Source organism: Aquabacter spiritensis (genome assembly GCF_004346185.1).
GTDB lineage: Bacteria > Pseudomonadota > Alphaproteobacteria > Rhizobiales > Xanthobacteraceae > Aquabacter > Aquabacter spiritensis.
In genome coordinates, this window is the sequence record NZ_SMAI01000014.1 from 106,748 (window position 1) to 121,046 (window position 14,299).

The following is a 14,299-nucleotide window of genomic DNA, read 5'->3' on the forward strand; positions in this document are numbered from 1 at the left end:
CTTTGGCGCGCGATCGGAGCCGTTCCCATGTTGGTCCCCCCGCGCCTGTCCGCAGCCCTTCTTCCGTTCGCCGCCGCTTTGCTTCTCGCCGCCTGCGGGCAGCCGCAGCAGCAGCAGCAGGCCGCTCCGCCGCCGCCGACCGTGACGGTCGCGAAGCCGCAGACCCGAACCATCACCGAGTATGACGAATATGTCGGCCGCTTCGTCGCCATCAACCATGTGATGGTGAATGCGCGGGTCTCGGGCTATCTCGACAAGATCAGCTTCACCGACGGCCAGATGGTGAAGGAAGGCGACCTCCTCTTCACGCTGGACCAGCGGCCCTACAAGATCGCGCTCGATCTGGCCCAGGCCAATCTCGCCCAGGCCAAGGCCAATCTCGACTTCGCGACCACCGATCTCGAGCGCGCGCGCAGCCTGCTCGAAGACCGCAATTCGACCGCCATCTCCAAGCAGACCTTCGACCAGCGCACCCAATCCCAGCGCACCGCCGCCGCGACCGTGCAGGCCCAGGAGGCCACTGTCGCCCAGGCGCGGCTCGATCTGCAATTCACCGAATTGAAGGCGCCGGTCGGCGGCCGCATCGGCGACCGGCGGGTATCGGTGGGCAATTATGTCATCGGCGGCGCCGGTGCGACGCCGACCCTGCTCGCCGTCATCGTGTCGATGGATCCGATCTATTTCGAGTTCACCTTCGACGAAGGATCGCTCCTGCGCTACCAGCGCATGGCCGGCGACGTCGCGGGGGCACCGGTCGATCTGAAACTGATCGACGACACCGGCTGGCCCTATAAGGGCAAAATGGACTTCCTGAACAATGTCGTCGACCGCGAGACCGGGACGATCCGCGGCCGCGCCATCTTCGACAACAAGACCGATCTGTTCCGGCCGGGCGTTTTCGGCCGTATCCGGATCGCCTCGACGCCGCCTTATCAGGCGCTGACCGTGCCCGACACGGCGATCGGCAGCCAGCAGCTTCAGAAGTTCGTCTATGTGCTCGGGCCGGAAAATGTCATCCAGGTGCGGCCCGTGGTGCTGGGGCCGCTCGAAGGCGACCGGCGCGTCGTGAAATCCGGCCTCGGCCCGGACGACGTGCTGGTGGTCAACGGCCTGATGCGGGTGCGTCCCGGGGTCAAGGTGACGCCGCAGGAGGAGAAGCCGCCGCAGGCCGGCCCGGCCGAGGCCAAGGCCGGGTCGCCCGCGACCCCGGCGAAGTGAGGGGGGCACCATGCGCCTGTCTCACTTCTTCATCGACCGGCCGATCTTCGCCTGGGTCGTTTCCATCATCGTGCTGATCCTCGGGGCGGTCTCCTATCTCCGCCTCCCGGTCGCGCAATATCCCGAGATCGCCCCGCCGGTGATCAACGTCACCGGCCAATATCCCGGCGCCAGCGCCGAGACGGTGGCCGAGACCGTCGTCGCGCCGATCGAGCAGCAGATCAACGGCGTCGAGGGGATGATCTACATCTCCTCCAACTCCACCGCCGACGGCCGCTTCTCGATCGCCGTGACGTTCGATCTCGGCACCGATCTCGACATCGCCCAGGTCCAGGTCCAGAACCGGGTGGCGATCGCCCAGCCGCGCCTGCCGCAGGAGGTGCAGCAGATCGGCGTCATCACCGCCAAGAGTTCGCCGGATCTGATGCTCGTCGTGAGCCTCTATTCGCCGGACGCCTCGCGCGATCCGCTGTTCATCTCCAACGTCGCCAACGTCCAGATCAAGGACGTGCTGTCGCGCATCGACGGCGTCGGTTCGATCACCGTGTTCGGCGGCCGCGACTATGCCATGCAGGTCTGGCTCGATCCGACGCGGCTGCAGACCCTCAATCTCACCGCCGGGGACGTCGTCGCCGCGCTGCGGGCGCAGAACGTCCAGGTCGCATCCGGCGTGCTGAACCAGCCGCCGGTGCCGGAGCAGCGCGCCTTCCAGGTGGCGGTGCGCACGCTCGGCCGCCTCTCGGATCCGACCGAGTTCGGCAATGTCGTCATCAAGCAGACCGCGACCGCTTTGGTGCGCCTGAAGGATGTCGCCCGGGTGGAGATATCCGCCCAGGACTATGCCTCGACCTCCTATCTCGACAAGGACCTGTCGATCTCGCTCGGCGTGTTCCAGCGGCCGGGCTCCAACGCGCTCGCCACCGGCAATGCGGTGGTGGCGGCGATGGAGCAGCTCGGCAAGGACCTGCCGACGGGGGTCAAATACGCGATCTATTACAACCCGACCCAGTTCATCCAGCAGTCGGTCGAGGCGGTCATCCACACCATCGTCGAGGCGATCGTCCTCGTCGTGCTCGTGGTGATCCTGTTCCTCCAATCCTGGCGCGCCGCGATCATCCCGATCGTCGCCATCCCGATCTCACTGGTCGGCACTTTCTTCTTCATGTCACTGTTCGGCTTCTCGCTGAACAATCTGTCGCTGTTCGGATTGGTCCTGGCGATCGGCATCGTCGTCGATGACGCGATCGTGGTGGTGGAAAATGTCGAGCGCAACATCGCGGCGGGCATGTCGCCGCGCGATGCCTCCTACCGCACCATGGACGAGGTCGGCGGCGCCTTGGTCGCGATCTCCCTGGTCCTGTCCTCGGTGTTCATCCCGAGCGCCTTCATCACCGGCATTTCCGGCCAGTTCTACCGGCAGTTCGCGCTCACCATCGCGGGCTCGACGCTGATCTCGCTGCTGGTCTCGCTCACCTTGTCGCCGGCCATGTGTGCGCTGCTGCTGAAGCCGCACCGCGAAGGCCACAAGGTGCCGTGGTACGCGCGGCCGGTCACCGGCTTCTTCCGGTTGTTCAATCGCGGCTTCGAGGGACTCGGCAACGGCTATGCCTGGCTCACCGGGCGGCTGGTCCGCGTCGTCGCGCTGATGCTCATCGTCTATGCCGGGATCGTGGCGTTCGGCGGCTATCTGTTCACGACGACGCCGCAGGGCTTCATTCCGCAGCAGGATCGTGGCTATCTCATCGTCGTCGCCCAATTGCCGCCCGGCGCCGCCATGCAGCGCACCGAGGCGGTGATGCAGCGCGCCGCCGATCAGGTGCTCGGCACGCCGGGCGTCGGCCATATCGTCAACATTGCCGGCTTTTCGGGCGCCACCTTCACCAACGCCCCCAATGCCGGCGCGATGTTCGTGATCCTGGAGCCGTTCAGCGAGCGCGGCGGCGATCCCACCCGCACCGCTTCGGCGGTGCAGGCGCAGTTGTTCCGCAAGCTCGCCTCGATCCAGGAGGCCCTGCTGATCGTGGTCCAGCCGCCGCCGGTGCAGGGCATCGGCAATGCCGGCGGGTTCCGGATGATGGTCGAGGACCGTTCCGGCGCGGGATATGCGGCGCTGCAGAACGCGGTGTATGCGATGATGGGCGCGGCGGCGCAGACGCCGGGCCTGATGCAGGTCTTCTCGCTGTTCGAGACGTCGACGCCGCAAATGTATCTCGACATCGACCGCGCCAAGGCCCAGCTCCTGCGGGTCGACATGGGCAATGTCTTCCAGGCCCTCCAGACCTATATCGGGTCGAGTTACATCAATGATTTCAACCTGTTCACCCGCACCTTCCGGGTGCAGGTCCAGGCCGATGCGCCATTCCGGATGGATCCCAACGATCTGCTGAAGATCCGGGTGCGCAATTCCGAGGGGGAGACCGTGCCGATCGGCTCGTTCGCGACCCTCCACGACATTACCGGCCCGTACCGGGTGCCGCGCTACAATCTCTATCCAGCGGCCGAACTCGATGGGTCGCCGGCGCCCGGCTATTCGCAGGGCCAGGCGATGCAGATCATGCAGGGTCTCGCCGCACGGGTCCTGCCGCAGGGCTTCGCCTTTGAATGGACGGCTCTCGCCTACCAGCAGGAACGGGCGGGCAATACCGCGGTCTTCGCCTTCGCGCTCGGGGTGGTGTTCGTCTTCCTGGTCCTCGCGGCCCAGTATGAGAGCCTGACTCTGCCGCTGGCGGTCATCCTCATCGTGCCCATGTGTCTTGTCGCGGCGCTGATCGGCGTGCTGTTGCGGGGGCAGGACAACAACATCCTGACCCAGGTCGGGTTCATCGTGCTGATCGGCCTCGCGGCCAAGAACGCCATCCTGATCGTCGAGTTCGCCAAACAGCTCGAGGATCAGGGGCAGGGACGGCGCGAGGCGGCGGTCGAGGCGGCGCGGTTGCGCCTGCGGCCGATCGTGATGACTTCGCTCGCCTTCATCCTCGGCGTCGTGCCGCTGGTCTGGGCGATCGGGGCGGGCGCGGAATTGCGCCAGTCGCTCGGCACGGCGGTGTTCTCGGGCATGATCGGCGTGACCCTGTTCGGCCTCGTCTTCACCCCGGTCTTCTACGTCTTCGCGCGCTGGCTCGCCGGGTTCGGCGAGCGGCGCCGCGCCCTGCGGGCCGAGCGCGAGGCCGGTCCGGGCGATCATCCGGCGCCGGCGGAGTAGAGAGATCGTGCAGCATACGGGACTTCCGTTCGACGACATCCGTCATCTCGTCGCCACCATGCCCGGCCCGGACGTTCTGGCCCGGGCGGCGGCGCTGGAGCGCCAGGGCGCCCTGCTGAAGCCGCCCGGCGCGCTGGGGCGGCTCGAAGAGATCGCGGTCCATCTCGCGGCCTGGCAGGGCAAGGCGCGCCCGACCGCGGACCGCCCGATGGTCGCGGTGTTCGCCGGGACGCACGGCGTCAGCGCGCGCGGCGTCTCGCCATATCCCGCCTCCGTGACCAAGGAGATGATGGCCGCCTTCACCGCGGGGCGTGCCGCCATCAACCAGATCTGCTCCACCTTCGAGGCCGGCCTCCGGGTGTTCGACCTCGCGCTCGACTTGCCGACCGGGGACATCGTGGAGGAGGCTGCGCTCGACGAACGCGCGTGTGCGGCCACCATGGCGTTCGGCATGCAGGCGATCGCCGGCGGGACGGACGTTCTCGTCCTCGGCGAAATGGGCATCGGCAACACCACGGTCGCCGCCGCGCTCTGCCATGGCCTCTATGGTGGCGCCGCCGAGGATTGGGTGGGGGCGGGCACCGGCGCCACGGGCGATGTGCTCGCGCGGAAGATCGACGCGGTGCGCGCCGCGGTCGCGCTTCACAAGCCGTCGCTCGGCGATCCGCTCGAAGCGCTGCGCCGGCTCGGCGGCCGCGAACTGGCGGCGATCGCCGGCGCCGTCCTGTCGGCGCGGCACGAGCGGGTTCCGGTGGTGCTCGACGGCTATGTCGTGACGGCGGCGGCGGCTGTCCTGCACGCCCTGGAGCCGTCCGCGCTCGATCATTGCCTCGCCGGCCACGTCTCCGCGGAGCGCGGCCACCGGCTGGTTCTGGAGAAGATCGGGCTGTCGCCGCTGCTCGATCTCGGCATGCGCCTCGGCGAAGGCACGGGCGGCGGGCTCGCGCTCGGCATCGTCAAGGCGGCCGTCGCCTGCCACAAAGGGATGGCGACTTTTGCGGAGGCGGGGGTTTCCGGCGCGGGCTGAGCGCGGTCAGGCCTCGGTGTTTTCCCCGCGGCCGGGACGGCGCTTGAGATAAGGATAGCGCTCGGCGAAGGCGCCGAAATAGCCGAGATTGCGCACCGTGGGCGAGCGCTTGAGCCCGGTGCGGTCGCCGATCCCGGTGCCGAACAGCCGATCCGCCACCCCGGTCGTGATGCCGAAATTGCGGTTCTCGTCGAGATAATGGTGCAAAGCGTGCGCCTGCCGCCGCGTGGAAAAATAGCGCGACGCCATCTCGCCATCCATGTGGCAGGAGAAGTGCACCACCTCGTAGAATGCGAACAGAAGCAGGCTGACGGCGAGGACCGGCGGCACGGATGCGGGCTCCACCAGCCAGGCGCCGCCGCCGAGCACGGCGACGAGGAACAGCGCCGATGCGGGATGGGCGAGGATCACCGTGGTGTCCTTCGGCTCCATATGGTGGGCGTAATGCACCCGGTTCCAGATCTGCGCCAGAATCGGATTCTTGGCGAATTCGAGCAGGTGCAGGAGATATTTGTGCACCACGAATTCGACGAAGGGCAGCAGCGCCACCCCGACGGCCGCCGACACCAAAGTCGTGAGCAGCCCGGCGGTGAGGAACGAATAGGTGAACAGGACCACCGCCAGCACGGCATAAAGCAGCACCGCGCCGCGCGCATCGGGATGGCGCATCACGCGGACCGTGTCGCGCGCCATGGCGCGGGCTTCGCCGATCAAAGTCATTCCGGCCCCGCCGCAGGAGAGGAGAGGCCAGATTTAGAGCGCCGGCGCCGGCAAGGGAACCCTGCGCATTGCCGCGCCCGCATGCGCGGCGCCGCGGCGACCCGCGCGCAGGGCACCGCCCCGGCGCACGGAACCCGCGCTACGGCTTCAGCACCACTTTGATGCAGCCGTCCTGCTTGTCCCGGAACGTCTTGTAGAGTTCGGGTCCGTCTTCGAGTCCGGCGCGATGGGTGATGACGAAGGAGGGATCGATCTCCCCCGTCTCGATTCGCGTCATCAGGCTTTGCAGATAGCGCTGCACCGGGGTCTGGGCCATGCGGAAAGTGAGGCCGCGATTGATCGCAGATCCCATCGGCACCTTGTCGATGAAGCCGCCATAGACGCCGACCACCGAGACCGTGCCGAAATTCCGGCAGCATTGGATCGCCTGGCGCAGCACATGCGGCCGGTCGGTGCCCATGAAGGTCGCGGTCTTGATTCGATCGATCATGGCATAGGCCGATGAGCGCGGCTCGGCCTCGGTTCCGACGGCGTCGATACAGGCATCCGCGCCGCGGCCGTTCGTGAGATCGCGGATCCGCTCGTAAATATCCTCCTCCAGGAAATCCAGCGTCAGCGCGCCGGCCGCGTGGGCCAAGGCGAGGCGCTCGGGGACGGTATCGATGGCGATCACGCGCGCGGCGCCCAGCAGGAAGGCGCTGCGAATCGCCATCTGCCCGACCGGCCCGCAGCCCCAGATCGCGATCGTGTCGCCCGGCTGGATGTCGCAGAATTCCGCCGCCATGTAGCCGGTGGGAAAAATGTCGGACAGGAACAGGACCTGCTCGTCGGTGAGGCCCTCGGGCACCTTGATATGGCCGGTGTCGGCGAACGGCACGCGCAGATATTCCGCCTGGCCGCCGGCATAGCCGCCGAGAATGTGCGAATAGCCGAACAGTCCGGCGGGCGAATAGCCCCACATCTTCTCCGCCACCGCCTTGTTCGGATTGGACCGTTCGCACCCCGAGAAGAAGCCGCGCTTGCAGAAGAAGCAGTCGCCGCAGGCGATGGTGAAGGGAATCACCACGCGATCGCCGACCTTCAGCGTGCTGGTCTCACGGCCGACCTCGACGACTTCGCCCATGGTCTCGTGCCCGAGCACGTCGCCATGCTCCATCCCCGGAATGATGCCGCCATAGATATGGAGATCCGAGCCGCAGATCGCGCAGGCGGTCACCTTGATGATGGCGTCTTTGCCATCCTCGATCTTGGGATCTGGCACGCTCTCGCAGCGGATGTCGCCCTTGCCGTGCCAGGTGAGCGCTTTCATCGGGGACCTCCTTCGGGTCTTGGGCGGGGCAGTCGAGCCTGTCGGCCCACCCTCTGCCCTGCGCTAACCCGGGATATCCCAGCTGGTTCCGGAAGCCGGCGTTCGCTTCAGTCCGTGCAGTGGGGACCCGCCGCGCCCGCCCTCAGTCCACCAGCGCGCAGCCGCGCGTCGTCGCGCAGCGGTTTCCGCCGCGCGCCCGGCCGCAGACACGGGGATTGTGGCTGGCCTTCGGACAACTGCCGACCATCCGGACCAGATCGACGGGGGATTGCGCGCCCATCTTGTGAAGGAGATTGATCCGGTGGCCCTCCACCGCCTTGACGCTGAGCTTCAGCTCCCAGGCGGCGAGCTTGTTGGGAAGGCCGCGCAGCATGCATTCCAGCACCGATTGCTCGCGCTCGGTGAGCATTTCGAGCTTGGCCCGGATGCTGTCGCAGATCTGCTCGCAGGCATAGTTCTGCGCATCCCAGCGGATCCAGTGCTGGATCAGCTGCAAGAGGATCGTGTCGTTGACGGGCTTTTCCAGGAAGTCGCGCGCGCCGGCATGCAGGGCGCGCACCGCCATCACCACATCGGCATGGCCGCTGATCATGACCACGGGCATGGTCCAGCCGAGCTTGTTCACCTGTTCGAGCACGTCGAGGCCATTAATGCCCGGCAGCCGGACGTCGAGCAGGACGCAGGCGGGCCGGTTGATCTCCCGCAGGTCCAGGAACGCCTGGGGATGCTGGAACAGTTCGGTCTTCAGCCCGACCGATCGGAAGAGCGCCGCGAGCGAGGCGTTGAGGCCGGGATCATCGTCGACGATATAGACGACCGGCTCACGCATGGCGGCCGTGTCCCTCTCGGCCATGTCCCTCTCGGCCATGTTCCTCGCGGCCAGGTTCCTCGCGCCGGCAGGGCAGGCGGATGGTGAAGCGGGCGCCCCTGCCGTCCACGGGGGCAGCTTCGATGCTGCCGCCGAGCCGCTGCGCCAAAGTGCGCGCGATCGACAGGCCGAGGCCCGAGCCGTTGACCTTGGTGGTGATGAAGGGATCGAAGATCCGCTCCCCGAGGTCGGTCGGCAGGCCGATGCCGGTATCGCGGACGTCGACCCGCACCACCGACTCGCCCTCGCGCGCGGTCTGGAGGTTCAGCCGGCGGAGCGTGGCGGGCTGGTGCGACATGGACTGGATGGCGTTGGTGACGAGGTTGAGGATGATCTGCTGCAGGATGATCTGATCGCCCTGGACGGGCGGCAGGTTGGTGGCGAGGTCCAGCTTGAAGTCGATGCCTTGTTCGCGCATCGCCGGCTCCGCGAAGCCGAGCACGACCTTGACCGCCGCATTGACGTTGGCGTCCGTGGAGGGCTGGGGCGTGCCGCGCAGGAACGTGCGCAGGCTCTTGATGACGTCGCCCGCCCGGGCGGCCTCGGCGCCGATATTGAGCAGGACCTCTTCCAGTTCGCCGGCGCGGATGGCGCGGCCCGAAAGCGTGCGCCGGGCCGCGCCGGCAAAATTCACGATCGCTCCGAGCGGCTGATTGATTTCATGGGCGAGCGCCATCGCCATCTCGCCCAGGGCGGCCTGCCGGTCGGCGCGGAGCAATTCCTCTACAAGGACCTCGGTGGAGCGCTGGGATTCGCGCCAGGCGGTCTCGTCGATGAAAGCGAGCGCGTGCAGCGTGCCCAGGCGCCGCGGCGGGCGGAGGTCGATGAAGAAGCGCCGGACGCGCAAGGTCTGCGGCGAGCAGCCGGGCAGGACGCGGACCAGCTCGAACTCATCGCCCTGGCTCGGGACCGGGGAGAGCAGGGCGCCGATGTCCGAGGGACTGAACGCGAGCCGCTCAAGCAGATGGCGGATCGCCATGCCGCCCACGGCGGACGAGCGCAACTGAAACAGCCGGCCGAAGGCGTGATTGGTCGAATGGACGTGGCCGCGTGCAACCGTGACGAGCCCCTCGGGGAAATTGGCGAGGATCGGACCGACGGCGTCCAGGACCGACGGCGCCGAGGGCTGCATCATTCCCCTCTGCGGCGCGCGGCGTGAAGAAATATTCACGTGGGCGGTATTGTTTGATGGGGTAAACGGTTCCATTTCGGCATCCGTCTATGGCACGCAAAATAAGTTAGCGGGTACGATATGAAGTTATCGTTCTGTATATTTTATGACATTTTGTTCATTTTTGCAATAAAAATCCTGAGAAAAATCAATGATACTATATAAAGTAAACTTATAAGCGATCTGCGCACTCGGATACCGCGAAAAATACTTTAGTCTTCATAATAGATAGTTTGTATAAAGAGCGCTTTTCTGAAGTTGAGGCGTCCCGCCGGTTGACGTTTTCCGTCCGTTTTTTGCGCGCACGATCAGCCCCCGCCCGCCGATCCGCGCGACTTTCCCGAGCCTGGCGGCTCACTTTCGGTTCATTGGCTCCGATTTTGCCTCCATATCCTGATGTTGGACGCACCTCGCCCCTCAGGCCGCTCTGGCCTTGATGAGAACGAGCGCCCGTTTGGCGTTGAGCGCGCAGGCGACAAGCTGCAGATGGCAGTGGTTGCGCGCCAGGCCGAGATAGCGGACCCGGGCCATGCCGTACCAGTTCTTCAGAGTGGCGTTGGTGCGCTCGATGCCGGAGCGCACGCCGGCGGCGACCTTGTTCATCCATTTTTGCCAATTCGGCTGGGTCTTGCCCCGCCTCGCCTTGTAAGCGATCCGGTCCTTGATGCCTCGGTCCGCCAGTTCATCGCGCAACGCCTGGCTGTCATAGGCCTTGTCGGCGTAATAGGCTTCTTCGTTACCCTGGATCAGCACCGCGCCCATCTGGCTGTCGTGCAAATCGGCCGAACTCATTTCCGCCTGGCGGATCAGCCCGCTCTCCTCATCGCCGGCAAGATGGGCCTTGTAGCCGAAATAGGTCTTGCCATGCTTGTGGGTGAAGCCTGCGTCGGGATCGCGCTCCGACACCTGGCCCTTGTCATAGTCCGGCTTGGCCACCGCCGCCGAGATGATGGTGGCGTCAACCAGCGTGCCGCGCTTGACCAGAAGGCCACGCCCGTCCAACTGCCTGTTCAACTCGGCCAGCAGCTGGTCTTGAAGCCCCAAATCGACCAACCTCTGGCGGAACCGCCAGATCGACATGTGGTCGGGTGTCTTCTGATCGAGCGGGAAACCGCAAAAGCGGCGGAACGACAGCCGGTCGGCCACCGCTTCTTCTGCCGCCGGATCGGACAGGCCATACCATTGCTGTAAAAGCGCAATCTTGAACATCGCGATCGGCGGGTAGCCGGGCGCACCCAGAGCATTGCCATGGATGTCCTTGAATAAAACCTCGAAAGCCGACCAATCGATAAGCTTCTGCACGTCTTCCAGAAACGCATTGCCGCCGCTCAGGTCGTTGACCAATGCATCGGCGAGCGAAGGTTGTGACAAGTTACGACGAGACATGGCCGAATCAATCCAAACTTTTCTCTATTGAATCATAGAGTTGGCGCTTTTGAAAAGCGCTCATAAATTATACTCTGACTGAATTGTATACTCAATATTGAATTCGATTGGGCGCGTCAACATGGTTTGTCGTCATGCGCTTGGCGGATACGGCGGATCCGCTCCGCCCAGTATGAGAGCGGCCGGTTTCTCCGATTTCCCTATCTCCAGGTTGAGCATATGATACCCCACACCTGTTTGATTTAAGTCGTCTTCGGTCCGCCGCCGGCCGAAAATGGACAACCAACACGGGCAATCCGCTGCATGGCAGGGGCACGCCCCATGCGGGCCCGGAATCTCCCTAGGTCGCCCCCGTATCGGCACGGCCCCGTGCAGGTGCTCCCCAGGCTTCGGGTGGGATCATCTGGCTTTCGATCAGCCTGCCATTCCGCCCACATTGCGGGGCCTGGCGGCGCCCAGGCGCATCCAGCATCCGTATTGAGGAGGTTCAAATGGCCGTAGAGAAGATCAACGCGTCGAGCAGCCTCGCCGAAGTCGTGGATCGTATCCTCGACAAGGGCGTGGTCGTCGACGCGTGGGTTCGCGTCTCCCTGGTCGGCATCGAGTTGCTGGCCGTCGAGGCCCGTGTCGTCGTCGCCGGTGTCGACACCTATCTGAAGTATGCGGAAGCCGTTGGGCTCACCGCCGGCGCTCAGGCTGCCTGACGTCACGGGTCGGATCATTCAGATCCGACCGGGGGGATTCGTTTCGGCTCGCGCCTCTCGGCGTGACCTTTCGGGGTGGGCTACCGCTCAGTGCGAAACGGGCTCCATTGCCCGATCCGATCAGCTTGCCCTGCAGGCTGATCGGTAGGCCTGCGATCCCGACCGGCGGCCCGCGCAGTCCGCTTCCGGCCGGCTTTATCCGCGCACCCGTCACCGCGCGCACCGAGCCTGCCGGCGGGCATCTCGTCGATGCGCATTCTCGTCCGTGAGGCGGCGAACTCACTTTTGGGCAAGGAGGATCAGAGCATGTCTTTGGCCGGCCAGATTTCCGATACCGTCACTGCCCTCGCTTCGACGCGCGCCGCGCGCCGCGAAGCGCTTTCGGGCATCCGCAGCGACACCGCGCGGCACCTCGGCGAGGCGCGCGCCGCCCACAGCCGGATGGCCACCGCGCAGCAGCAGAGCCTGTCCGAGGCCCTGCGCAGCACGAAGCTGGCGACCGCCATTCTCCTCGGCGCGGCCGACGAGCAGATCGACGGCTACCGCAAGGAGCGCCTCAAGCAGGCCGCCATGCTCCGCCGCGACCTGTCCGACGGCGCCAACAGCCTGCGCAGCAAGACCAGCAAATGGATCGGCACGCAGTCGGCGATGCGCCGCAAGCAGGCCGCCGACGACCTGCACCAGCGCCAGCGGGACCGCGATGCGCTCGCGAGCGATGTCCGCGCCCTCACGGAGCAGAATCTGTCCTTCCTCGCGGCCCTGACCAAGGACCGGCAGGAAGCTTCGGCGATCTGGATCGGCCGGAGCGTCACCGTCGCCGCGGCCGTTCCGGCCGCCCCGATCAAGGCCGAGCCGCCGGTGAAGGCCGAGGTCAAGTCCGATCCGGCGCCCGAGCCCGTCAAGGCCGAGCCCGTCAAGGTCGAGCCGGCCAAGGTCGAGCCGGCCAAGGAGCCGGCCAAGCCGGAGCCCGTCAAGGCCGAGCCGGTGAAGGCCGAAGCCGCGCCGGCGGCTGCCAAGCCCGAAGCGAAGCCCGACATGAAGGTCGAGGCGAAGCTGGAAGCCAAGCCGGTCCACAAGTCGGACAAGCCGGAACCCGGCAAGACCGTCTGATCGATCCGGACTCCCGGGGGCGTCGCGGCGGGTCCGACCGGCGCACCCCGGGCGATCCGCCAGCACAAAGATGCCAGCACACCGTTGCCGGGAGGCCACCCGGACGCCGCGCAAGGATGAGGAATTCGGCATGTCGACAGAGCCCGCGCCTTTGGTGTCGCCATCCCAGGATGTGGAAACCACACCGCAGAGGCCGGCTCGGCCCGAGCCGGCGGAGGCGCTCGCGGTCGGATACCGGCTGTCCGCCCGCCCGGCCTCGCCCGCCACCTTGACCCCGCGGCCGCGTGCGGACTTCGTCGAGACCGACCAGGTCAAGGATTTGACCCGCCGCGGCCTCGGCTTTCTGCGCGCCGGCTATCCCCTGCATTTCCGTGGGCCTGCCGGCACCGGCAAGACCACGCTGGCGCTGCATGTCGCGGCCCAGCTCGGCCGGCCGGTGATCGTGATCACCGGCGACAACGAGCTCGGCACCGCCGATCTCGTCGGCTCGCAGCGCGGCTATCATTACCGCAAGGTCGTCGACCAGTTCATCCACAACGTCACCAAACTGGAAGAGACCGCCAACCAGCGCTGGACCGACCACCGGCTCACCACCGCCTGCCGCGAAGGCTACACGCTGGTCTATGACGAATTCACCCGCTCGCGCCCGGAGACGCACAACGTGCTGCTCGGCGTGTTCGAGGAGAAGATTCTGTTCCTGCCCGCCCAGGCGCGGGAGGAATGCTACATCCGGGTGCATCCCGATTTCCGCGCCATCTTCACCAGCAATCCGCAGGAATATGCCGGCGTCCATGCCAGCCAGGACGCGCTCGCCGACCGGCTGGCGACGATCGACGTGGATTATCCCGATCGCGGCATGGAGCTGGCGGTGGCTTCGGCCCGGACCGGGCTCGGCGAGACGGAAGCCGCGCGGATCATCGATCTGGTGCGCGCGTTCCGCGCCTCCGGCGACTATCAGCAGACCCCGACGATGCGCGCCAGCCTGATGATCGCCCGCGTGGCGGCACAGGAGGGCCTGCGGGTCTCGATCGACGATCCCGGCTTCGTCCAATTGTGCATGGATGCGCTGGAATCGCGCATGTTTTCCGGCGCGCGGCTCGAAGCCGCGACGCGGGAGACGAGCCGCGCCGCGCTGCTCGCGCTGCTCGCCGTCCATTGTCCCTCCGAGGCGCCGATCGTCCGCGTGACGGCGGCCCGCCGGGCGAAGAAGGCAGACGCGTCATGATCGGCGAGCGCAAGAAGGTCCCCAAGAAGGGGATGCGGAACGTGGCGACGGTGCAGACCCGGGCGACCAGTTCCACCCCCGCCAACCGCACCCAGGCGGTGAGCCGCTTCGCGCGGCTCGAGAACGAGCGGATGCGCATCCTGCGCGAGCTCGATGCCTGGAATGCCCGCAAGGCCGAGGCGGAGCGGATGCTCGCCAAGGTGGAGGCCGAACTCGGCGCCTTGCAGACCCTGCTGCTCGGCGCGCCGCCGGTGGCGAGCGGTCCGCTGCGTCCCGCCCCGCGCCTGCGTCCGGCGCAGAAAGTACAGGAGCCGCGTCCCCTCGGGCACGGCGCCCTGCTCGAATATTGAACGTCCCAC

12 protein-coding genes are annotated in these 14,299 nt (G+C 66.4%); 7 read left to right on the forward strand and 5 right to left on the reverse strand.

What is annotated here, in order from left to right:
* Nucleotides 1–27 precede the first annotated feature (27 nt).
* The 3 genes from EDC64_RS19195 to cobT are packed head-to-tail and all read left to right on the forward strand — an operon-like array spanning nt 28 to nt 5,447.
* Nucleotides 28–1,218 carry an efflux RND transporter periplasmic adaptor subunit gene (locus EDC64_RS19195; RefSeq protein WP_132034382.1) on the forward strand — a complete coding sequence of 397 codons (1,191 nt, stop codon included), beginning with the start codon at nt 28–30 and terminating at the stop codon, nt 1,216–1,218.
* 10 nt (nt 1,219–1,228) lie between these two features.
* Nucleotides 1,229–4,420 (forward strand): efflux RND transporter permease subunit, encoded by a 3,192-nt coding sequence (locus tag EDC64_RS19200; protein WP_132034384.1) that lies wholly within the window; start codon nt 1,229–1,231, stop codon nt 4,418–4,420.
* A 7-nt stretch (nt 4,421–4,427) separates the two neighbouring features.
* Nucleotides 4,428–5,447 (forward strand): nicotinate-nucleotide--dimethylbenzimidazole phosphoribosyltransferase, encoded by a 1,020-nt coding sequence (gene cobT, locus EDC64_RS19205; protein ID WP_132034386.1) that lies wholly within the window; start codon nt 4,428–4,430, stop codon nt 5,445–5,447.
* A gap of 6 nt (nt 5,448–5,453) precedes the next feature.
* Here the strand turns inward: cobT and EDC64_RS19210 are convergent, their stop codons facing one another.
* The 5 genes from EDC64_RS19210 to EDC64_RS19230 all read right to left on the reverse strand — a co-directional run bounded on the left by EDC64_RS19210 (nt 5,454) and on the right by EDC64_RS19230 (nt 10,901).
* Entirely contained in the window at nt 5,454–6,167 is a 714-nt protein-coding gene (locus EDC64_RS19210) for a sterol desaturase family protein (protein WP_132034388.1), read from the reverse strand.
* A gap of 139 nt (nt 6,168–6,306) precedes the next feature.
* Entirely contained in the window at nt 6,307–7,476 is a 1,170-nt protein-coding gene (locus EDC64_RS19215; RefSeq protein ID WP_132034390.1) for a zinc-dependent alcohol dehydrogenase, read from the reverse strand.
* A 142-nt stretch (nt 7,477–7,618) separates the two neighbouring features.
* The gene (locus tag EDC64_RS19220) at nt 7,619–8,329 is read right to left on the reverse strand and encodes a response regulator transcription factor (protein ID WP_245504786.1); all 711 of its coding nucleotides are present in this window, start codon (nt 8,327–8,329) and stop codon (nt 7,619–7,621) included.
* Entirely contained in the window at nt 8,298–9,479 is a 1,182-nt protein-coding gene (locus tag EDC64_RS19225; protein WP_245504787.1) for a sensor histidine kinase, read from the reverse strand. The genes EDC64_RS19220 and EDC64_RS19225 overlap by 32 nt, the downstream gene beginning before the upstream one ends.
* A gap of 453 nt (nt 9,480–9,932) precedes the next feature.
* Nucleotides 9,933–10,901, reverse strand: coding sequence for an IS5 family transposase (locus tag EDC64_RS19230; protein WP_132034392.1), 969 nt, complete (start codon nt 10,899–10,901; stop codon nt 9,933–9,935).
* Between the two features lie 491 nt (nt 10,902–11,392).
* Here EDC64_RS19230 and gvpA point away from each other — a divergent pair, with 491 nt between their 5' ends.
* The 4 genes from gvpA (at nt 11,393) to EDC64_RS19250 (ending at nt 14,290) form a co-directional block, all read left to right on the forward strand.
* Nucleotides 11,393–11,605, forward strand: a complete 213-nt coding sequence (gene gvpA, locus EDC64_RS19235) for a gas vesicle structural protein GvpA (protein WP_132034394.1) — start codon at nt 11,393–11,395, stop codon at nt 11,603–11,605.
* Between the two features lie 249 nt (nt 11,606–11,854).
* Nucleotides 11,855–12,715: a hypothetical protein gene (locus EDC64_RS23610; RefSeq protein ID WP_207916138.1), complete on the forward strand. Its 861-nt coding sequence runs from the start codon at nt 11,855–11,857 to the stop codon at nt 12,713–12,715.
* 130 nt (nt 12,716–12,845) lie between these two features.
* Complete coding sequence (gvpN, locus tag EDC64_RS19245) at nt 12,846–13,940, forward strand: gas vesicle protein GvpN (RefSeq protein ID WP_132034396.1); 1,095 nt, start codon at nt 12,846–12,848, stop codon at nt 13,938–13,940.
* Entirely contained in the window at nt 13,937–14,290 is a 354-nt protein-coding gene (locus tag EDC64_RS19250) for a hypothetical protein (protein ID WP_132034398.1), read from the forward strand. The genes gvpN and EDC64_RS19250 overlap by 4 nt, the downstream gene beginning before the upstream one ends.
* Nucleotides 14,291–14,299: the final 9 nt, after the last annotated feature.